Source organism: Georgenia yuyongxinii, from assembly GCF_006352065.1.
GTDB classification, from domain to species: domain Bacteria; phylum Actinomycetota; class Actinomycetes; order Actinomycetales; family Actinomycetaceae; genus Georgenia; species Georgenia yuyongxinii.
In genome coordinates, this window is sequence record NZ_CP040915.1 from 2,899,829 (window position 1) to 2,920,271 (window position 20,443).

The following is a 20,443-nucleotide window of genomic DNA, read 5'->3' on the forward strand; positions in this document are numbered from 1 at the left end:
TGTGATGTGTGCGGCGCCAGGCCGCTCGGACCTATCCGACCGGCCGCCGCGTGGACGTCTCGGGCGACAACGAGGTGGACGTCTCGGCCGCCGCATGGACGTCTCGGCCGACAACGAGGTGGCCCAAATGGTTGGATTCTTGACCAAAATCGCCATCTCGTTTGTCGCCACGGCAGTTCAGCCGCTCAGCGGGACGGCCCGGAGCCGGTGACCGCTCAGCGGGCAGGCCGGTGAGCCGCTCAGCTCAGCGGACCGACTGGCGAGCCGCTCAGCGGGTCGGCCGGGGAGCTAAGTGCAAGCGCTCGCGCGAGCCCGGAACTGCGGTGTCGGCGCCGTGGGGTTCAATGGTCGGGTGAGCACCACCGGTACCCGCGCGGCCGGGACGGTTCAGGCGCCCGGCGGGCCGCCCGAGCCGTCCGGGCAGGACCAGACCACCCCCCAGGCCCAAGCCACTCCGGCGTCGACCGACGCGGCCCCGACCACCCCACCCCCGAGCACCACGGCTCCGGCCGGCGCTTACGCCGACCTGCCCATCGAGCGCGCTCCCGGGCGGGCGCGGAGCCCGCGTCGGCTGGGCGCCCACCTGGTGGGTGATGGCGTGGACTTCGCCGTGCACGCCTCTCGCGCCGAGCAGGTGGTCCTCTGCCTCCTGGACGACGCACCGGACGGCACGCTCACCGAGCGCCGCTACCTCTTGCGCGGACCGGTGGCGGGGGTCTGGCATGGTCATGTGCCCGGCCTGCGCGCCGGCCAGCGCTACGGATTCCGGGTGCACGGCCTGTGGGACCCGGCTTCCGGGCTCACGCACAACCCCGCGAAGCTCCTGCTCGACCCGTACGCCCGCGCCCTGAGCGGTCGGGTGGACCTGCACCCGGCCATCTACGGCCACGCCGTCGATGACGCGCTCGCGCCGGTGGACGCACGCACGACGCCGTCGGACCTCGACTCCGCGCCGTACGTGGCGCACGGTGTCGTGGTGGACGACGGCTTCGACGGCGCTGTGCCGCCCCCGCGGGTGCCATGGTCCAAGACGGTGCTGTACGAGGCGCACGTGCGCGGCCTGACGATGCGACTGCCCGGCGTGCCGGCCGAGCTCCGGGGCACCTACGCCGGCCTCGCCCACCCCGTCACCATCGCGCACCTCAAGCGGCTGGGCGTGACGACGGTCGAGCTGCTGCCGATCCACGCCAATCTCGCCGAGCCGTTCCTCACCGCCAAGGGCCTGACCAACTACTGGGGCTACAACACCCTGAGCTTCTTCGCGCCCGAGCCCACCTACGCCACCCGGGCCGCCCAGGAGGCCGGCCCGCACGCCGTCCTGGCCGAGGTCAAGGGGATGGTCGCACTCCTGCACGCCGCCGGCCTGGAGGTCGTCCTCGACGTGGTCTACAACCACACCTGCGAGGGCGGCGCGGACGGCCCCACGCTGAGCCTGCGCGGGCTGGACAACACCGGTTACTACCTGAACGACGGCGCCCACCCGGCCAACCTGATCGACGTCACCGGTACGGGGAACTCCCTGGACTTCCGCCGCACCCGGGTGGTGCAGCTCGCCCTGGACTCGTTGCGATACTGGGCCGGCGAGATCGGCGTCGACGGCTTCCGGTTCGACCTCGCCGTGACCCTGGGCCGTCACGGCGCGGAGTTCACGCCCTACCACCCGTTCCTGGTGGCCAAGGCCACCGACCCGGTGCTCGCGGAGACCAAGCTCATCACCGAGCCGTGGGACCTCGGGCCGGGCGGCTGGCGCACCGGACAGTTCCCCGCGCCGATGGCGGACTGGAACGACCGCTTCCGCGGCGCGGTGCGCAGCTTCTGGCTGGCGGACGCCGGCGCGCAGTCCAAGGGCTCCCCGGGCCGGGACCTGCGCGAGCTCGCCACCCGCATGTCCGGCTCCGCGGATCTGTTCGGGCTCGGCGAGGTGCCGGGCGGGCGCGGCCCGCTCGCGTCGGTGAACTTCGTCACCGCGCACGACGGCTTCACCCTGGCGGACCTGGTCGCGTACGACCACAAGCACAACGAGGCCAACCTCGAGGACAACCGCGACGGCACCGACGACAACCGCTCGTGGAACCACGGGGTCGAAGGGGAAGTGCTGCGCGACTCCCCCTTCGCCGTCGTCCTCCCCCTGCGGCGCCGGTCGATGCGCAACATCCTCGGCACGCTGCTGTTCTCCGCCGGCACCCCGATGCTCACCGCCGGTGACGAGATCGGCCGCACCCAGCACGGCAACAACAACGCCTACTGCCAGGACAACGTCATCTCCTGGGTCGACTGGCGCATGATGCCGTGGCGGCAGGACCTGCTGGACACGGTGAGCTACCTGCTCACGCTGCGCCGCGAGCACCCCGTGCTGCGCCCCGCGCGCTTCGCCTCCGGCCGTCCCGCGCCGGGCGACGACGTCCCCGACCTCGCGTGGTTCGACATGCGCGGTGAGCCGATGGCCGCCCACCAGTGGCACGACCCGCACCACCGCGTGCTCCAGATGCTCCGCTCGGGCCGGCCTGCCGGTGACGGCGACGCCCTGGTCGTCCTCAATGGCTCGCTCGACCAGTGCGAGGTGGCCCTGCCGCCCGGCCGCGGGCGTGACTACGAGCTGGTGTGGGACTCGGCGTGGGAGCGTCCGCAGTTCTCCCGCGCCTCCTCCGAGAGCGAGCCGATGAGCATGCTGGCCTCCCCCGGGGAGGGCGTCGAGCTCGAGGCGCTGAGCATGCGCCTGTACCTCACCCGTCCCTGAGGGCAGGGCACGACCACGTGGCCCGCCACGACGTCGCGCCCGGCCCGCCTACTACAGTTCCCTGTACCGCCGCCCACCACGGCGGCCACCCCACGCCCCCTACGGCGGCCGTCGCGCGCGACCGGTCCGCCCACGCCGCACCACGAGGACACGCATGACCACGGAGCAGACCTCCCCCGCCCTGGCCGACGACGCCGACCTGGCCGAGTCCACCAACGACGCCTCGCTGGAGCGCACCCGCCGGCGCAGCGAGGAGATCGAGCGGCAGATCGCGGCGGACCCCTCACGGTTCCGCATCCTCACCGGTGACCGCCCGACCGGGAACCTGCACCTGGGCCACTACTTCGGCAGCCTGCTCAACCGCGTGCGCCTGCAGCAGGCGGGCGTGGAGACGATGGTGCTGGTGGCCGACTACCAGGTCATCACCGACCGCGACGGCGTCGGACCCGTCCGGGAGCGGGTGCTCTCCCTCGTGGCGGACTACCTCGCCCTCGGCATCGACGCCGAGCGGTCCACGATCTTCACCCACTCCGCCGTGCCGGCACTCAACCAGCTCATGTTGCCGTTCCTCAGCGTCGTCACCGACGCCGAGCTGCGCCGCAACCCCACCGTGAAGTCCGAGCTCGAGGCCACCGGGGACCGCCCGATGTCCGGCCTCATGCTCACCTACCCGGTGCACCAGGCCGCGGACATCCTCTTCTGCAAGGCCAACCTCGTGCCGGTGGGCAAGGACCAGCTGCCGCACCTGGAGCAGGCCCGCGTCATCGCCCGCCGCTTCGACGAGCGGTACGGCCGAGCAGGCGACGGTTCGCAGCCCGTGTTCCCGCGCCCGGAGGCCCTGCTCTCCGACGCCACCAACGTGCTGGGCACCGACGGGCAGAAGATGAGCAAGTCCCGCGGCAATGCCATCGAGCTCGGTATGGACGCGGACACCACTGCCAAGCTGCTCAAGCGGGCCGTCACCGACGCCGACCGCCACATCACCTACGACCCCGTGCTGCGCCCGGAGGTCTCGAACTTGGTGCTGATCACCGCCCTGGCCACGGGCCGCACGCCCGAGGTCGTCGCCGAGGAGATCGGCGACGGCGGTGGCGCGGCGCTGAAGAAGGCCGCCACCGAGGCGGTCAACGAGATGCTCGCCCCCGTCCGCGCGCGCCGGTCCAAGCTCGCGGCCGACCCCGGGCACCTGCTGCACGTGCTGCGTCAGGGCAACGAGCGCGCCACCGCCATCGCCGAAGCCACCCTGGGTGAGGTCCGCGAGGCCATGCAGATGGTCTACTGACCCCGCTCGCTCCACCGAGCCGGCGTATCTGACTTGCCGGCGGGGCTGACGAGCGGGCTCAGCCGGCCGAGACCCGGGTGAGCGAGACCACCTGCAGGGTCAACGCCAGCCCCACGGTGAGCAGCACGACGCCGCGGGCCATCAGGGCCGGCGCGCCATGCGTGCGCTCGGGCGCCGGGGCGTAGCGCTCCACGACCAGGGCCACGAGCAGGCCGTAGAGCACGAACACCGGCAAGAACACGGCCAGCGCCAGGAGCGGCCGCTCCAGCACGCGGAACTCGGAGTCGCGGGAGAACACCGCGCCGGGCACGAGCACGAGAAAGGCGGCAAAGACGGCGGCGCGTGCCCGGTCACGGCGCGGCAGGACGCCGCGGACGGCGAGGTAGAGGAGCCCGCCGAGCACACCGACGACCAGGCCCGCCACCAGCACGTCCGCCGTGCCGGACCACGTCAGCTCGCCGATCACCCCGCCCGAGAGCGTGCGAGCACCCGTCAGCTCCGCAGGCTCGGCGACGGCGATCAGCCGCATCGCAGTCCGCGCGCCCAGCCCCCCGACGACCAGGCCCACGGAGCCTCCCACGCCCACCGCGACGAGCACGCTGCGCACCCAGGACGGCATCGTCACCGCCACCTCCCCACGCCATTGTGTGAGCGGACACCCTACGGACTTCTGCCGTCACCGTCCTGGGTTCCGAGGTGGTGCTTAGCAGGGATGTCAGGCTGCCCGTGCGCGCGAGATGTCGCCTTGCTCGGGCGCAGGAGAAGGCGGTTGGTCGGGCGCAGGAGAAGTCGGGTTCACCCGTCGCCGTTCCGGGTGGGCCGGCCCGTGGTTTCCCCTACCGTGACCGCCATGGAGAGCGTCACGGGGGTCGTGCTGTCCGCCCTGGGTCTGTTCGCGCTGTACTGGGTGGTGCGCGCGGCCGTGAAGGACGGGCTGCTGGACGCCGCGCGCGAGCGGGAGACCCGCGACGTACCCGAGCCACCGCACGACGTGATCGCCTGACCAGCGGGCCCGCCCCGACGGCGCCCGGAATGGCGAAAGGGTCCGCACGCGGATGCGCGCGGACCCTTTCGTTCTCAGCTTCTCAGCGAGGTACCAGCGGCCCCTACTGCACCGGGGTGGCGGCGAGCCCGAGCTCCGTGAACCCGACCATCGCGTCGTTCCGGGGCACCACACGCACGGTGTAGCCGAACGGGCCGGTCTCTCCCAGGGCACGCTCGCCGGTGAAGGCGTAGCGCCCGCCCTCGAAGGTCTCGGAGACCTCGAGCGGCTGCAGCCGCAGGTCTGCGAGGTTGTCCTCCTCGTCCGGGCGTCCGGCGACGACCTGGACCTCGACGTCGTCGGGCTTGAGCGCGCCGAGGGAGACGTACGCGGTCACCGCGATGCGGTCACCGAGCTGGACCACCTCGCCCACGCCGTCGGCCTCGACGTGGTCCACGCGGACGGCGGGCCACGCCTCGCGGACGCGGGCCTTCCAGTCGGCGAGCGACCGGGCACCCTCGAGCCCGGAGCCGCCGTCGAGCTGGCGGGCGCTGCCGGCGGTGGGAGTGTAGAGCCGCTCGACGTACTCGCGGACCATCCGGGTGGCCTGGACCTTCGGGCCCAGGGTGGCCAGCGTGTGGCGGACCATCTCCATCCAGTGGCGTGGGACGCCGTCGGTGTCGCGGTCGTAGAAGCGGGGCACCACGGTGTCCTCGAGGATCTCGTACAGGGCCGCTGCCTCGAGCCGGTCGCGCTGCTCCGGGTCCTCCACGCCGTCGGCGGTCGGGATGGCCCAGCCGTTGCGGCCGTCGTACCACTCGTCCCACCAACCGTCGAGGATCGAGAGGTTGAGCGCACCGTTGAGCGCGCACTTCATCCCGGACGTGCCGGACGCCTCCAGCGGGCGCAGCGGGTTGTTCAGCCACACGTCGCAGCCGGGCATGAGGGTCTGCGCCATGGCGATGTCGTAGTTCGGCAGGAAGACGATGCGCTCGCGCACCCCCGCCTGGTCGGCGAACTGGACGAGCTGCTGGATCAGACCGACGCCGTGCTCGTCGTCGGGGTGGGACTTGCCCGCCACCAGGATCTGGATGGGGCGCTCGGGGTCGGTGAGCAGCCGGGTCAGGCGCTCGGGGTCCGAGAGCATGAGGGTGAGCCGCTTGTAGGTGGGCACGCGGCGGGCGAAACCGATGGTCAGGACGTCGGGGTCGAGGACGTCGTCGGTCCAGCCCAGCTCGGCCGGCGAGGCGCCGCGGTCGAGCCAGGACTTGCGCACCCGGTGGCGGGCCTCCTTCACCAGGTTCCCGCGGAGCTTGCGACGCACGTCCCAGAGCTCGACGTCGGATACGCCGCCCTCCTCCGGGGTGAGCCGCCAGCCCTCGCCAGACTCGACCTGGTCGGCGTCGAGGTGGCTGTACGCCAGCTCGGCGAACGCCGGGTCGACCCAGGTGGGCGCGTGCACGCCGTTGGTCACCGACGTGATGGGCACCTCGGTGACGTCGAAGTCCGACCACAGCTGGTGGAACATCCCGCGCGAGACCTTGCCGTGCAGCTGGGCCACACCGTTGGCGCGCTTGGCCGAGCGCAGGCCGAGGATCGCCATGTTGAACACGGCCGGGTTGCCGCCCTCGTAGTCCTCGGCGCCGAGCGCGAGGACCTTCCGCAGCGGGATGCCGGGCAGCTCGGCGCCGCCGCCGAAGTACTCCGAGATGAGGTCGGTGCTGTAGCGGCTGATGCCGGCCGGCACAGGGGTGTGGGTGGTGAAGACGGTGCCGGCCTTGACCGCCTCGAGGGCCGTCTCGAAGGAGACGTCCTCGGACTCGATGAGCTCACGGATGCGCTCGACGGCGAGGAAGCCGGCGTGGCCCTCGTTGCAGTGGTACACGGAGGGCTGCGGGGACCCGGTCAGCCGGGCGTACAGGCGCAGCGCCCGGACACCGCCCATGCCGAGCAGGAGCTCCTGCTGCAGGCGGTGGTCGGGCGAGCCACCGTAGAGGCGGTCCGTCACCCGGCGGGCGGCGTCGTCGTTCTCGACGATGTTGGAGTCCAGCAGCAGCAGCGGCACGCGCCCGACCTGGGCGAGCCAGACCTGCGCGCTCAGCGTGCGGCCGCCCGGCAGGGGCAGCCGGACACGAGCGGCGGAGCCGTCGGCCTCGCGAAGCACGGACAGGGGCAGGTTGTCCGGGTCGAGCACGGGGTAGGTCTCGTGCTGCCAGCCGTCGCGGGTGAGCGACTGCTTGAAGTACCCGGCGCCGTAGAGCAGCCCCACACCGACGATCGGCACACCGAGGTCGGAGGCGGACTTCAGGTGGTCACCGGCGAGGATCCCCAGGCCGCCGGAGTACTGCGGCAGGGCGGCCGTGATCCCGTACTCGGCGGAGAAGTAGGCGATCGCCTCCGGCTTGTCGGCGTCGGCGAAGTCGTTCTGGTACCACCGCGGCTCGGTCAGGTACCGCCGGAGGTCGGCATCGAGCTCGCCGATGCGGGCGACGAGGGCTCGGTCCTCAGCCAGCGTCGCGAGGCGCTGGGGGTCGATGGAGCCGAGCAGCGCGACCGGGTCGCCGTGGACACGCTCCCACAGCTCGGGGTCGAGCGAGGCGAACAGTTCCCGGGTCGGCGTGTGCCAGGACCACCTGAGGTTCTGCGCGAGCGTGTCCAGCGGGGCCAGGGGCTCGGGCAGGACGGTGCGGACGGTAAATCGACGGATGGCTCTCACGGGGTCGAGTCTAGACAACTTGAAACCGTTTCATAACCTTGCAAACCGAGTTTCACGAAGAGCGGACGGTGGCGCCCCGATATGTGCGGGTGCTCTTGGCGGCGCGTTCGGCGGCGACGACCTCGCCCGGCCCGCGGGACCCGGGTCGGTGCTTGCTCCGGCAACGCCCTGGACTGCTATTTCGTCGTGCTCTCGGTAGGTTCGGGGCGTGACCTCGAAGCCGCGCAAGGAACCCCGCCGTCCCCGGTGGTTCGCTCCCTTCCGGTCGGCACCACGTGAGGCGCCACGTGAGGCGCCAGCACCCACTGAGGAGCAGCCGGGCGCCGAGGACGCCGCTCCGGAAACGGAACCGGTGGCCGCCCGGTCGCCGGACGGGCAGCCGGAACCGTCCGAGCCCGCAGAACTGGTCGAGCCCACCGAGCCCGCCGAGCCCACGGAGCCCGCCAAGTCCGCCGAGCCCGCCAAGTCCGCCGAGTCCGCCAAGTCCGCCGAGTCCGGGGGAGACGCGGCCCAGCCGCCCGCCGTGGACCTCTCGGGCGGGACGGCCGACGACGCAGCCCAGCCCCCCGCTTCGACCGATGCGAACGAGCCGGTAACGTCACCATCGGCCGACCGCGCTCCCGCGCGCGAGGACCACGCGGACGTCGTCACGGATGCCGCGACGCCCACCGACGGACCGGCCGCGCCGGACTCCGCGGAGTCGTCCGCGGACGCACCGGCCGAGGCCCCGACACACTCAGAACTACCGACCGAGGAGCCCCCGCCCACCCCGGGTGACACGCCGATGACTGCCTCACAGACCCCAGCCCCCGCGACCGCAAGCGGCGCCATCTCAGGCGGTGCCACCGCGAGCAGCGCCAGCGAGAGCGCCGCCACCGCACAGAGCACCCCCGCGCAACCAGCCGGCGCCGCCGCTCCGCAGCCCGCCCCCTTCGCACCCATCGGCCGCATCCCCGTGGTAGAGGTCGCGCCCGTCGTGGAGGACGGCCGCTGGCCCGCCAAGGGCACGGTCGGCGAGGCGTTCCCGGTCCGCGCGACCGTCTTCCGCGAGGGCCACGACGCCGTCGCGGCGACCGCGGTGCTCGTCGATCCCGACGGCCGCGACCACTCCCGGGCCCCGATGCGGGACATCGCGACGGGCCTTGACCGCTACGAGGCCTGGCTGACGCCGGACGCCCCGGGCCACTGGGGCTTCCGGGTCGAGGGCTGGTCCGACCCCTACGGCACCTGGTCGCACGACGCGAAGGTGAAGATCGACGCGGGCGTCGACGTCGAGCTGATGCTCACCGAGGGCGCCCAGCTCCTGGACCGGGCGGCGGCGCGTGACCTGCCCGCGGCCGACGTCGCCGTCCTGAAAGACGCCGCCACCGCGCTGCGCGCCGACGATCGGCCCGCCGGCGCACGGCTCGCCGCCGGCACCAGCCCGGAGGTGCGGGCCGTCCTGGCCGAGCACCCGCTTCGCGACATGGTCTCGCCGTCGGCCACCTACCCGTTGATCATCCACCGCCAGCGCGCCCTGGTGGGCTCGTGGTACGAGATCTTCCCCCGCTCGATCGGTGCGCACCGCGACGACAACGGCGAGTGGGCCTCCGGCACGCTGCGCACGGCCGCCGACGGCCTGGGCCGGATTGCGGAGATGGGCTTCGACGTCGTCTACCTCACCCCGATCCACCCGATCGGCGCCACCAACCGCAAGGGCCGCAACAACACCCTCGACGCGCGGCCGGACGACCCGGGCTCGCCCTACGGGATCGGCTCCCCGGAGGGCGGCCACGACGCCATCCACCCCGACCTGGGCACGTTCGAGGACTTCGACTTCTTCGTGTCCCGGGCACGCGAGCTCGGCCTGGAGGTGGCCCTCGACCTGGCCCTCCAGGCCTCGCCCGACCATCCGTGGGTCAGCGAGCACCCCGAGTGGTTCACCACGCGGGCCGACGGTTCCATCGCCTACGCCGAGAACCCGCCCAAGAAGTACCAGGACATCTACCCGCTCAACTTCGACAACGACCCCGAGGGCATCTACAACGCCGTCCGGGACGTCCTCGAGGTGTGGGTCGCGCACGGCGTCACGGCGTTCCGCGTGGACAACCCGCACACCAAGCCACTGAACTTCTGGCAGCGGCTGCTGGGCGAGTTCCAGCAGACCCATCCCGAGGTCGTCTTCCTCGCCGAGGCGTTCACCCGCCCGGCGATGATGCGCACCCTCGGTGCCATCGGCTTCCACCAGTCCTACACGTACTTCACCTGGCGGACCGGCAAGGAGGAGCTCGGTGAGTACCTCACCGAGCTGGCCCACGAGACCGACGACCGCCTGCGCCCCTCCTTCTGGCCCACGACCCACGACATCCTCACCCCGTACATGCAGCAGGGCGGGACGGCGGCGTTCGCCATCCGGGCGGTGCTCGCCGCGACGTCCTCCCCCACCTGGGGCATCTACACCGGCTACGAGCTCGTGGAGAACGTGGCGCGGCCCGGCGCCGAGGAGCAGATCGACAACGAGAAGTACGAGTTCAAGCACCGCGACTGGTCCCTGGCCGCGAGTCTTGGCATCGCCGACCTGCTCGGCAGGCTCAACGCCGTCCGCAAGGCCCACCCCGCCCTGCAGCGGCTGCGCAACGTGACCATCCACCCCACCAGCGACGAGCAGATCCTGTGCTTCTCCAAGCGGCTGACGGCCGAGCAGTCGCCGACGGGTGAGGAGGACACGATCGTCGTCGTGCTCAACCTCGACCCGTACACCACCCGTGAGACGTTGCTGCACCTCGACCTCGAGGCCCTGGGGATCCCGGGCGACCCGCGGGCCCCGTGGCCCGTCATGGCCGCGACGGACGAGCTCGGCGGCGAGACCTACCTGTGGGGCGCCGAGCCGTTCGTCAAGCTCGACCCGCACAGCCGCTGCGCCCACATCCTCTCGGTGAGGGCCCTGTGAGGAAGGTGGACACCGGCGCCGGCCCCTCCCCGCTCACCGCCCTGCCGACGCCCGTGGCACCGGTCGCCGACCTGGCCCGTGAGCACCGTCCCGGACTGACCGACGACCCCGAGTGGTACCGCACGGCCGTCTTCTACGAGGTGCTGCTGCGCGCGTTCGGCGACTCGCGCGGCTCCGGCACGGGCGACCTGCGCGGCCTCATCGACCGCCTCGACTACCTGCAGTGGCTGGGCGTGGACTGCCTGTGGCTGCCGCCGTTCTTCCCGTCCCCCCTGCGCGACGGCGGCTACGACGTCTCCGACTTCACCGCCGTGGCGCCGGAGTACGGCACCCTCGAGGACTTCGAGGAACTCATGCAGCAGGCGCACGCCCGCGGCATCCGGGTGATCATCGACCTGGTCATGAACCACACCAGTGACCAGCACCCGTGGTTCCAGTCCTCGCGCTCCAACCCGGACGGGCCCTACGGGGACTTCTACGTCTGGAGCGACGACAACACCCGCTACCCCGACGCCCGCGTGATCTTCGTGGACACCGAGACCTCGAACTGGACCTTCGACCCGGTGCGCCGGCAGTACTTCTGGCACCGGTTCTTCTCCCACCAGCCCGACCTCAACTTCGAGAACCCGGCCGTACGGGAGGCGATGTTCGACGTCGTGCGCTTCTGGTGCCGGATCGGCGTGGACGGCTTCCGGCTCGACGCCGTGCCGTACCTGTTCGAGGAGGACGGCACCAACTGCGAGAACCTGCCGCGCACGCACCGGTACCTGCGCGAGGTGCGGGCGCTGGTCGACCGGGAGTTCCCGGGGACGATCATGCTCGCCGAGGCCAACCAGTGGCCCGAGGACGTGGTGGAGTACTACGGCACCGAGTCCGCGCCCGAGTGCCACATGTGCTTCCACTTCCCCGTCATGCCGCGCATCTACTACGCCCTGCGTGAGCAGCGCGCCAGCGCGATCAAGGAGATCCTGGCAGACACCCCCGACATCCCCGTCGGCGCCCAGTGGGGCATGTTCCTGCGCAACCACGACGAGCTGACCCTCGAGATGGTCTCCACCGAGGAGCGTGCCGCGATGTACGGCTGGTACGCCGAGGACCCGCGCATGCGCGCCAACGTCGGCATCCGCCGTCGCCTCGCTCCGCTGCTGGGCAACTCCCGCGCGGAGATCGAGCTCGCGCACGCGCTGCTGCTGTCGCTGCCCGGCTCGCCGACCCTGTACTACGGCGACGAGATCGGCATGGGCGACAACATCTGGCTGCCCGACCGCGACGCCGTGCGCACCCCCATGCAGTGGACGCCGGACCGCAACGCGGGCTTCTCAACCGCGGACCCGGGCAAGCTGTACCTGCCTGTGGTGCAGTCGTTGGTCAACCACTACGCCGCCATCAACGTCGAGGCCCAGATCGCCCAGCCCACCTCCTTGCTGCACTGGGTGCGCGGCATCCTCGAGGTCCGACGCCAGCACCCAGTCTTCGGGAACGGCTCGTACATCCCGGTCCAGGTGGACAACGAGGCAATTCTCGCCTTCAAGCGCACCAACGCCCAGGAGACCATCCTGTGCGTGTTCAACCTGGCCAACACGGCCCGCTCGACCACCGTGGAGCTGCCGCGCCACGCCGGTGCGTCGGTCACCGATGTGTTCGGCGGTGCCCGGTTCCCCGCCGTGGGCGCCGACGGCACCGTGACCCTCACCCTCGGCTCGCGTGACTTCTTCTGGCTTCTGGTCTCGCGTCCCAGCATCCACGGCGACGAGGCACCCATGACCGGGCTGCCCGCCCACGTGCCACCCGCCGAGGACGCCGACCGCGACGGCGAGGCGGTCAGCCCCTCGCAGCCGCATCGGCCCGAGACCTACGTGGTGCCCTCTGCGCCCCACGCCGGGTCCGCGCCGCGGGTGCCGGAGCTGCCCGGGTTCGAGCCGACGACGGCGCACGGCTTCACGCAGCTGGGCCAGGCCGACCGCGCCGCGGACCGAGCCGTCGCGGGCAGCGGCAGCGGCGCTACCGGCTATGGCGGGGCCTCTGCCGGCCAGGGCGGCGGTCCTGGCCCGGGAGTCGACCGAGACATGGGCGACCACGGCACAGGTGACAGCGGCGCCGGCGCCCTCGGCGCAGGTGCCGGCGGCGCCGTCGCCGTGGCCGGCACCCTCGGCCAGCCACGGTCCTTCACCGGCGGGCAGCCGGCTCCCGTGGCGGGCGCCCTCTCCCCCGGGTCGGCCGGGCCCGCGCTGCGCCGTACCGACCCGAGCGCTGCGACACCCGAGTCATGAGCGCGGCCTCACCGCCCAGCAAGCTGCCGGCGACGCTGTCCACCTGGATGGCGCGGCAGCGGTGGTACACGGGCAAGGGCCGTGAGCCTCGGCTGGAGGTGGTCGGCGCGCTCAGCCTGTCCTCCACCGGCGACGCCCCGGCGTCAACCGGGGACGCCGAGGCGACCTCCTGGCTGCTGCGCGACGTCGGCGGGCCGGCACCCGTGCTCTACCAGGTGCCGCTGACGGTGCGCCCGGCACCCGTGCCCGGCCTCGAGCACGCACTGGTCGGCGGTGCAGGCCCGGTCGTCTACGACGGCTGCCACGACCCGGCCGGAGCCGCGGCGCTGCTGGCCGCCGTCGTCGAGGAGCGGACCCTCGACGGCACCGGCGTGGGGGCCCGCGGGCACCGCACCGGGGCCGCCACCACGGTCACCGGCTCGCGGGTGCTGCGCGGCGAGCAGTCGAACACGTCGATCATCTTCGACGTCGCCGACGGCGCGACCCCCGTGATCCTCAAGGTCTTCCGGGTGGTCCAGGCCGGCCACAACCCCGACGTGGAGGTCCAGGAGGCCCTCGCCGCCGGCGGCAGCACGCGGGTGCCGCGGCCGTTGGGCGATCTGCTCGGCTGGTGGCCCGACGGCGGCGCCCGCGTCGAGGGACACCTTGCCTTCGCCCAGGAGTTCCTGCCGGGCGTCCAGGACGCCTGGCGGGTGGCGCTGCAGGCGCTCGAGCACGGCACTGACTTCGCTGACCGGGCCCGTGCGCTGGGCGAGGCCACCGCGGAGGTCCACGCCGTCCTGGCCCGCACCCTGCCAACCGCCGACGCCGACGCCCACGCCCGGGCGGCCATGCTGACCGGCTGGCGGCGCCGGTACGCCGCGGCCCGCGAGGCCGTGCCGGCGCTGGCCGCGCATGCCGACGCCGTCGAGGCGGTGCTGCGCGCGGGCGCGGCAGCGCCCTGGCCCGCGCTGCAACGCGTGCACGGCGACTACCACCTGGGCCAGGTGCTCGACGTGCCCGGCCGCGGCTGGGTGCTCCTGGACTTCGAGGGCGAGCCGCTGCGGCCGCTCGCCGAACGCACCGCACCAGACCTGCCCCAACGCGACGTCGCCGGCATGCTCCGCTCCTTCGACTACGCCGCGGGCGCCGGCGCGGTCACTGCGGCTGCGGACCCCGCCCGGCAGTCCTGGGCCGGCCGCGCACGTCTGGCGTTCCTCGACGGCTACCGCGCCGGCGGAGGCCGCGACCCCCAGGCCGACGCCGAGCTGCTCCGGGCGCTCGAGCTCGACAAGGCGCTGTACGAGGCGGTCTACGAGGCGCGTAACCGCCCCGACTGGCTGCCGATCCCGCTGGCCGGCGTCACCCGCCTGCTGGGCTGACTCGTCCCGGGACACGCGGGACCGCCTCGACCGGAACACGCGGGGCGACTTCGCGGTATCCGGCCGGAACCCGGCCTGACGCACCGGCGCCGAGCCCGCACCACCTACCCGACCCGCGGTTTTCGAGCCGCACTCACCCTCAGGGGATGGAAGAGTGACCCCCATGGACCGTGACCTCAGCCACGACGTTCCCACCGGAGCCGATCCCACGCCCCCGACCACCGGCGCTAAGCCGAAGCGGGAGCAGGTGCGCACGCCACTGCCGGTGGACCCCGCCGAGCTGCACCGGGTGGCCTACGGCTACTCGCACAACCCGCACTCGGTGCTCGGGGCCCACGTCGGCCCGGGCGGGGTGACGGTGCGCACCGTGCGCCATCTCGCCGACGCCGTCGAGGTGATCACCGCCGTCGGCACCTATCCAGCCACCCACGAGCAGGACGGCCTGTGGGTGGCGCTGCTGCCCGACACGCAGGTGCCCGACTACCGGCTGCGTGTGACGTACGGCGAGCTCAGCAGCGTGGTGGACGACCCCTACCGGTTCCTGCCCACCCTGGGCGAGCTCGACCAGCACCTCATCGCCGAGGGCCGCCACGAAGAGCTGTGGAAGGTGCTCGGCGCGCACCTGCACACCTTCGCCAGCGAGCTCGGCGAGGTCCACGGCGCGAGCTTCGCGGTGTGGGCGCCCAACGCCCGGGCGGTGCGCGTCGTCGGCGACTTCAACGCCTGGGACGGAACGACCACCGCCATGCGCTCCCTCGGCGCATCCGGCATCTGGGAGATCTTCGTGCCCGGCGCCGAGGAGGGCACCCGCTACAAGTACGAGATCCAGTACCAGGACGGGTCCTGGCACCAGAAAGCGGACCCCATGGCCCGGGCCACCGAGGTGCCGCCGGCGACGGCGTCCGTCGTCGAGCGCTCCACCCACACCTGGTCCGACGACGCCTGGCTCGAGCGGCGCTCCCGGGTCAACCCGCACACCGGGCCGATGAGCGTCTACGAGGTCCACCTCGGCTCGTGGCGCCCCGGCCTCGGCTACCGCGCGCTCGCCGAGGAGCTCGTGGCGCACGTGACGAACCTGGGCTTCACCCACGTCGAGCTCCTGCCCGTGGCCGAGCACCCCTTCGGGGGCTCCTGGGGCTACCAGGTCACCTCCTATTACGCGCCGACGTCGCGGTTCGGCTCCCCCGACGACTTCCGCTACCTCGTGGACCGGCTGCACGCCGCCGGCGTCGGCGTCCTCCTGGACTGGGTCCCTGCCCACTTCCCGAAGGACGCCTGGGCGCTGGCGCGGTTCGACGGCACCTCCCTGTACGAGGACCCGGACCCGCTGCGCGGCGAGCACCAGGACTGGGGCACGTACGTCTTCAACTTCGGCCGGCGGGAGGTGCGCAACTTCCTGGTAGCCAACGCGCTGTACTGGCTCCAGGAGTTCCACATCGACGGCCTGCGGGTCGACGCCGTCGCCTCCATGCTCTACCTGGACTACTCCCGCCAGCCCGGCCAGTGGCGGCCCAACGCCCGCGGCGGCCGGGAGAACCTCGAGGCCATCGGGTTCCTGCAGGAGACCACCGCCACGGCGTACCGCAAGGTGCCCGGCATCGTCCTGGTCGCCGAGGAGTCCACCGCGTGGCCCGGCGTGACGGCGCAGACCGCCCACGGCGGCCTCGGCTTCGGGCTGAAGTGGAACATGGGCTGGATGAACGACACCCTGCGCTACGTCGCGGAGGAGCCGATCAACCGCCGCTACCACCACGGTGAGCTGACGTTCTCGCTGGTCTACGCGTTCTCGGAGCAGTTCGTCCTGCCCCTCAGCCACGACGAGGTGGTCCACGGCAAGGGGTCCCTGCTCACCAAGATGCCCGGCGACCGGTGGCAGCAGCTCGCCGGCGTGCGGGCCCTGCTCGCCTACCAGTGGTCGCACCCAGGCAAGCAGCTGCTCTTCATGGGCCAGGAGTTCGCCCAGGAGGCCGAGTGGAGCGAGGGCCGCGGCCTCGACTGGTGGCACATGGACGACCCCGCCCACGCGGGCGTCGCCCGCCTCGTGGGTGACCTCAACGCGCTATACAAGAAGCACCCGGCCCTGTGGGCCGAGGACTTCAGCAGCCGCGGCTTCGAGTGGATCGAGATCGGCGACGGCGACCACAACGTGCTCACCTACCTGCGCCGCACGAAGGACGGCTCGGACCTCATGGTCTGCGTCCTGAACTTCGCCGGCACCCCGCACGAGGGCTACCGGGTGGGGCTGCCCGCGGGCGGCGACTGGCTGGAGGTGCTCAACACCGACGCGCCCGAGTACGGCGGCTCGGGCGTGGGGAACCTGGGTCGCGTCCGCGCAGACGACACCAGCTGGAACGGCCGTCCCGCGTCGGTGTCGCTGCGCGTGCCGCCGCTGGGCGCGGTGTTCCTCGTGCCGGAGACCTCCGCGGCACCCCGAACAGGGGCGGCCGGCACCACCCGCACCACCGGCAGCTAGCTCCGGGGAAAGCCGGGGCGGGGCACGTCCTCGCCTAGGGCTGGTCGATTTGTCAGCCGTGGTGGGACGGTGCAGCGCTGCGCTGGCTCTTCGCAGTCGCTGTGCTGTCCCGCGCCATCGACCGTCAGTACAGCGCGCTTGCCAGCTGACGGCGGGCGGTCTGGACCTCCGGGACCGGGCCGGCGACCTCGAAGAGCTCGACGAGCCGGACCCGCACCTGCTCCCGATCGTCCCCGCGCGTGGCACGCACGACGGCCAGCAGCCGGTCGAACGCCTCAGCGAACCGGCCGGTGGCGGCCTCGACGTCGGCGGCGGCCAGCTGGGCGGCGACGTCGGCCGGGCCGGCGGCGGCCGCGCGGGCCAGCACCTCGTCCGGGTCGTCCTGGGAGATGCGGCGGATGAGCTGCACCTGGAGCAACGCCGCCTTCGCCTCGTCGTCGCGCGGGTTCTCGTTCAGCGCCTGGGTGTAAGCGGCCTCCGCGGCGTCGAGGTCGCCGCGCTCGATGGCGTCCATCGCCTCGGCGTGCAGCGGGGGGACGGGCGGTTCGACCGGCACCTCGGTCTCGGTGTCGTCCTCCCCGGTGTCCTCGAGCACCCCGGCCACGCCGTTCTGCGCGGCGACGCGCAGGACCTCGTCGAGGACCTGCCGCACCTGCGGCTCGGGGTAGGCGCCCTGGAACAGGGGCAGGGGCTGGCCGGCGACCAGCGCGACCACCGTGGGCAGCGCCTGGACCTGCAGGGCGGCGGCGATCTGCGCGTTGGTGTCCGCGTCGACGCGGGCGAGCTGGAAGCGGCCGCCGTACTCGCGCGCCAGGTTCTCCAGGACGTCCTGGATCTGGCCAGAGGCCTCGGACCGGGCACTGCCCAGCACGAGCACCACGGGAACCACGGTGGAGAGCTCGACGGTCTGCCCGAACGTCGCCTCGGTGACGTCTGTGACGAGCGGGCCCGGAACCGGTTGCCCGTCCGCGACGGCCCCGCCGGGCGCTCCCGGCGCGGCCGGCCCGGCGGGCCCGGCGGGCGGGCCGGCGAGCGCGGAGAGGTCGACCGCTCCCTGGAGGTTCACGCGGGGCATGGGCTGGCTCATCGTCGTCCTTCGTCCTTTTCCTTCGTCGTCTCAGGCCGTCGGGCCGTGCGCGCCGGCCCGACGTGCATCATCCCTCAGCCGGCGCCTCGTCGTCGTTGCGGGCCACCTCGACCATCACCGTCTTCGCGCCCAGGGGTCGCACGACCGTGTCCTCCCCGCCCTCCGGCGGCACGTAGAACGCGACGAGCACGTCGGAGGTGCCGGAGACGGTGCCACGCACCTCGGTGTCGTCCCCGAGGAGCGCACCGATCTCACCGCCGATGGTCAACGACGCACCGGGCACGGTCTTGCGGATCGTCTGCACCGAGCGGAGCTCGCCCAGCACGATCGCGCCGCCGTCCGCCGTCGCGAGCGCCAGCAGGCCGTCGTCGCCCACCTCGAAGGCGATCGACGCCTCGCCGGCGGCCTCGATACGGCTGTCCAGGTCGGTGGTCGCCTTCTTCGAGCTCTCCTTGTAGGGGTCCTCGGCGAACTGGTCGGCGAACTCGCTGTCGTCGTTGTTGAGCGTGTCGACGTACCGCTCGACCACCTGGGCGGGGGTGGCCACCAGCCCCTCCGAGTCGGCGCCCAGCTGCGCGGAGCCGGTGTCCGGGTGGATCAGCGGCGGCGTCGTCGACCCGGGGAAGAGCTCCACCCAGCCCCACAGCTTGAACTGCTCGCGCGCCTCGGACTGGGTGAACCCCAGGAGCAGGGGCAGGTTGGCGCCCTCGGGCACCTGCGTGATGACCATGCCGGTGCGCGGGAACTCGTACGTGGCCGCGACGGCCTCCACCTGCGTGGCGGTGGTGACCGGCGACGGCGCCGCGTCGTCGCCCACGGCCTCCGCCAGGCGGTACTCGGCTGCGCGCATGTCCAGCGCCGGGGCGGTCACCCGGGGCCGCAGCGCCTCGGGGTCGCGGGCCTCGTCCGCCGCCGCGAACGCCGCGGCGGTCTCCTCGAGGACCCGGTCGAAGCGGTCGGCGTCCAGGACTGGCGGTGCGGTCTCGGCGGTCGGTTCGGGCTCGGGCTGGGGCAGCTCCGTGCTGCACCCGGCGAGCAGGGCGAGGGCGACGGCGCCGCCCGCGGCGAGCCGGGCGGACCTGCGGGTGCTGCGGCTCATCGCTTCTCCTCCCCCTCGTCGTCCTTGCGTTCCCCGAACCCCCACAGGCTTCGCCAGCTCGGTGGGGCCGACGCCCCGTCCTCGGTCTCGTCCGCGCCGGTGGTCTCGCCGGGGACGGCGGCGGCCCCGCCCGGGACAGCGGCCGCGCCCAGGTCGCCGGTCTCACCGGCGGTCCAGTCCTCCGCCGGCATGTCGGCGGAGGATCGGAGCCCGGCCGCGGCCGGCCCGTGCTCGTCCTCCCCGCGGGCCCGGCGGAACTCGGCGGCACGGTCGGACGCCGGCACGATCCCGGCCCCGCGGGCGACGCCCGCGGCCTCCGGTGTGCCGCCGTCGTTCACCGCCGCCATCGCCACGGTGGCCTCGGTGGCCTCGGTGGCCTCGGGATGCTGCGCGGCCATGGTCTCGGTCCGCTCGGCCGGCGTCTCGCGGCCCCGCCGCAGCTCCTCGGCCCGGGTGGACCCGGGCACGATGCCGGCGCCCCGCGCGGCCCCGGCCGCGGCACGCTCGGGGCTCACCGGCTCCTGGGCGAGGGTGGGGATCTCGCCGGTGGCGGCGCCGCCCCGACGTCGTCCGGAGGCCGTCTCCGCGCGCTGCCGCTCGCGCAGCTCACGCCGGGTCAGCCCCCCGGCCCCGGCGGCCGGCAGCACGGTGGTGGCCGCCCCGCCGTCGTCCCGGTCGGCCGCGCTTTCCTCCCGACGGCGGAGCTCACGTGCGGTGAGCATGTCCAGGACCAGCAGGGCGGCGCCGGCGAGCAGCAGGACGGCGCCCACGATGAGGCCGGGGACCAGCCAGGGGGTGCGGACCTCCACGGGCCAGGTGAGGGAGAGCTGCGGGGCCGGCGCGGTGCCGTCGGTGGCGGCGAGCACGCTCCACCGCCCGTCGCGGTCCGTCCAGCTCATCTCGGCGGTGCCGGTGCCGGTCTGCTCGGCGACCCACAGGTCCGAGCCGGCCGGGTTCGGGACGCCGGCGTCCTCGGCGGGCGCGTCGGTCGCGGTGTCGGTGGGCTCCTCCGTCGCGTCCGTGGGCTCTTCGGACCCGGCCGCCTGCTCGACGTCCTCGACAGCGAGCGCGTCCCAGCTTTCGAGGCCGGTGATCCGGGTGTGTGCGGCCGTGCCCACCCAGGCGACGACGTCCTCGGTGCGCCCGACGGAGAGGGTCACCGGCTGGTCTCCGTCCGCGGTGGCGACGATTGTCACATCCGGGTCGACGGCGTCGAGCACCCCTGCGTCGGAGATGACGACGGGTGTCTCGGGCCGGGCCGGCAGGCTCAGGGTGGCGGTGTCGGTCGGCCGCCACACGGTGGCCGAGGCGATCGCCAGGGCGATGGCGATGACACCGAGCACGATGAGGGCGGTGGCGATGATCCGGCGAGTCACGAGCTGGAGGGTCCTCCCGTTCGGGGATGCCCGAGGGCACCGTCAACTGGCCAGGATACGGCGCAGCTGATTGGCGCGCCTCCCCCGGAGCTGGCGGCACCCCCCGCCAGGTGCCCCGGGGCGGTGCGCCC

Annotated in this window: 12 protein-coding genes; 7 read left to right on the forward strand and 5 right to left on the reverse strand. The window is 73.1% G+C overall.

Annotated features, from left to right (window positions below; all coding sequences use genetic code 11):
* Positions 1-526: 526 nt before the first annotated feature.
* The gene (glgX, locus tag FE374_RS13245; RefSeq protein ID WP_139931590.1) at positions 527-2,737 is read left to right on the forward strand and encodes a glycogen debranching protein GlgX; all 2,211 of its coding nucleotides are present in this window, start codon (positions 527-529) and stop codon (positions 2,735-2,737) included.
* A 154-nt stretch (positions 2,738-2,891) separates the two neighbouring features.
* Positions 2,892-4,019 carry a tryptophan--tRNA ligase gene (gene trpS, locus FE374_RS13250; RefSeq protein WP_139929661.1) on the forward strand — a complete coding sequence of 376 codons (1,128 nt, stop codon included), beginning with the start codon at positions 2,892-2,894 and terminating at the stop codon, positions 4,017-4,019.
* Positions 4,020-4,077: 58 nt separating this feature from the next.
* On the opposite strand, the gene FE374_RS13255 is transcribed toward trpS, so the two are convergent.
* Positions 4,078-4,644, reverse strand: coding sequence for a hypothetical protein (locus tag FE374_RS13255; RefSeq protein ID WP_139929662.1), 567 nt, complete (start codon positions 4,642-4,644; stop codon positions 4,078-4,080).
* A gap of 225 nt (positions 4,645-4,869) precedes the next feature.
* On the opposite strand from FE374_RS13255, the gene FE374_RS19230 reads away from it, so the two are divergent.
* Positions 4,870-5,022: a hypothetical protein gene (locus FE374_RS19230; protein WP_168205686.1), complete on the forward strand. Its 153-nt coding sequence runs from the start codon at positions 4,870-4,872 to the stop codon at positions 5,020-5,022.
* A gap of 103 nt (positions 5,023-5,125) precedes the next feature.
* On the opposite strand, the gene glgP is transcribed toward FE374_RS19230, so the two are convergent.
* Entirely contained in the window at positions 5,126-7,717 is a 2,592-nt protein-coding gene (glgP, locus tag FE374_RS13260) for an alpha-glucan family phosphorylase (protein WP_139929663.1), read from the reverse strand.
* Positions 7,718-8,501: 784 nt separating this feature from the next.
* On the opposite strand from glgP, the gene FE374_RS13270 reads away from it, so the two are divergent.
* The 4 genes from FE374_RS13270 (at position 8,502) to glgB (ending at position 16,750) form a co-directional block, all read left to right on the forward strand.
* Positions 8,502-10,646, forward strand: a complete 2,145-nt coding sequence (locus FE374_RS13270) for an alpha-1,4-glucan--maltose-1-phosphate maltosyltransferase (protein ID WP_139929664.1) — start codon at positions 8,502-8,504, stop codon at positions 10,644-10,646.
* Positions 10,643-12,916, forward strand: coding sequence for a maltose alpha-D-glucosyltransferase (gene treS, locus FE374_RS13275; RefSeq protein ID WP_388044309.1), 2,274 nt, complete (start codon positions 10,643-10,645; stop codon positions 12,914-12,916). The genes FE374_RS13270 and treS overlap by 4 nt, the downstream gene beginning before the upstream one ends.
* Positions 12,913-14,277, forward strand: a complete 1,365-nt coding sequence (locus FE374_RS13280; protein ID WP_139929665.1) for a maltokinase N-terminal cap-like domain-containing protein — start codon at positions 12,913-12,915, stop codon at positions 14,275-14,277. Before treS ends, FE374_RS13280 begins: the two co-directional genes overlap by 4 nt.
* Before the next feature lie 163 nt (positions 14,278-14,440).
* A complete protein-coding gene (gene glgB / locus FE374_RS13285) occupies positions 14,441-16,750 on the forward strand; it encodes a 1,4-alpha-glucan branching protein GlgB (RefSeq protein ID WP_139929666.1) in 2,310 nt (769 codons plus the stop codon).
* A gap of 124 nt (positions 16,751-16,874) precedes the next feature.
* Here the strand turns inward: glgB and FE374_RS13290 are convergent, their stop codons facing one another.
* From FE374_RS13290 to FE374_RS13300, 3 genes are all read right to left on the reverse strand, one after another.
* On the reverse strand, positions 16,875-17,837 hold the full coding sequence (locus tag FE374_RS13290; protein WP_139929667.1) for a tetratricopeptide repeat protein: 963 nt from the start codon (positions 17,835-17,837) through the stop codon (positions 16,875-16,877).
* Between the two features lie 67 nt (positions 17,838-17,904).
* Positions 17,905-18,936 carry a hypothetical protein gene (locus tag FE374_RS13295; RefSeq protein WP_139929668.1) on the reverse strand — a complete coding sequence of 344 codons (1,032 nt, stop codon included), beginning with the start codon at positions 18,934-18,936 and terminating at the stop codon, positions 17,905-17,907.
* Entirely contained in the window at positions 18,933-20,312 is a 1,380-nt protein-coding gene (locus FE374_RS13300; protein WP_168205688.1) for a serine/threonine-protein kinase, read from the reverse strand. Before FE374_RS13300 ends, FE374_RS13295 begins: the two co-directional genes overlap by 4 nt.
* Between the last annotated feature and the right edge of the window lie 131 nt (positions 20,313-20,443).

Excerpts from the sequence above, each read along its gene's own strand:
- trpS (WP_139929661.1), top strand. The coding sequence starts at position 2,892 with ATGACCACGGAGCAGACCTCCCCCGCCCTGGCCGACGACGCCGACCTG.
- FE374_RS19230 (WP_168205686.1), top strand. The coding sequence starts at position 4,870 with ATGGAGAGCGTCACGGGGGTCGTGCTGTCCGCCCTGGGTCTGTTCGCG.
- FE374_RS13270 (WP_139929664.1), top strand. The coding sequence starts at position 8,502 with ATGACTGCCTCACAGACCCCAGCCCCCGCGACCGCAAGCGGCGCCATC.
- FE374_RS13280 (WP_139929665.1), top strand. The coding sequence starts at position 12,913 with ATGAGCGCGGCCTCACCGCCCAGCAAGCTGCCGGCGACGCTGTCCACC.
- glgB (WP_139929666.1), top strand. The coding sequence starts at position 14,441 with ATGGACCGTGACCTCAGCCACGACGTTCCCACCGGAGCCGATCCCACG.
- FE374_RS13290 (WP_139929667.1), bottom strand. The coding sequence starts at position 17,837 with ATGAGCCAGCCCATGCCCCGCGTGAACCTCCAGGGAGCGGTCGACCTC.
- FE374_RS13295 (WP_139929668.1), bottom strand. The coding sequence starts at position 18,936 with ATGAGCCGCAGCACCCGCAGGTCCGCCCGGCTCGCCGCGGGCGGCGCC.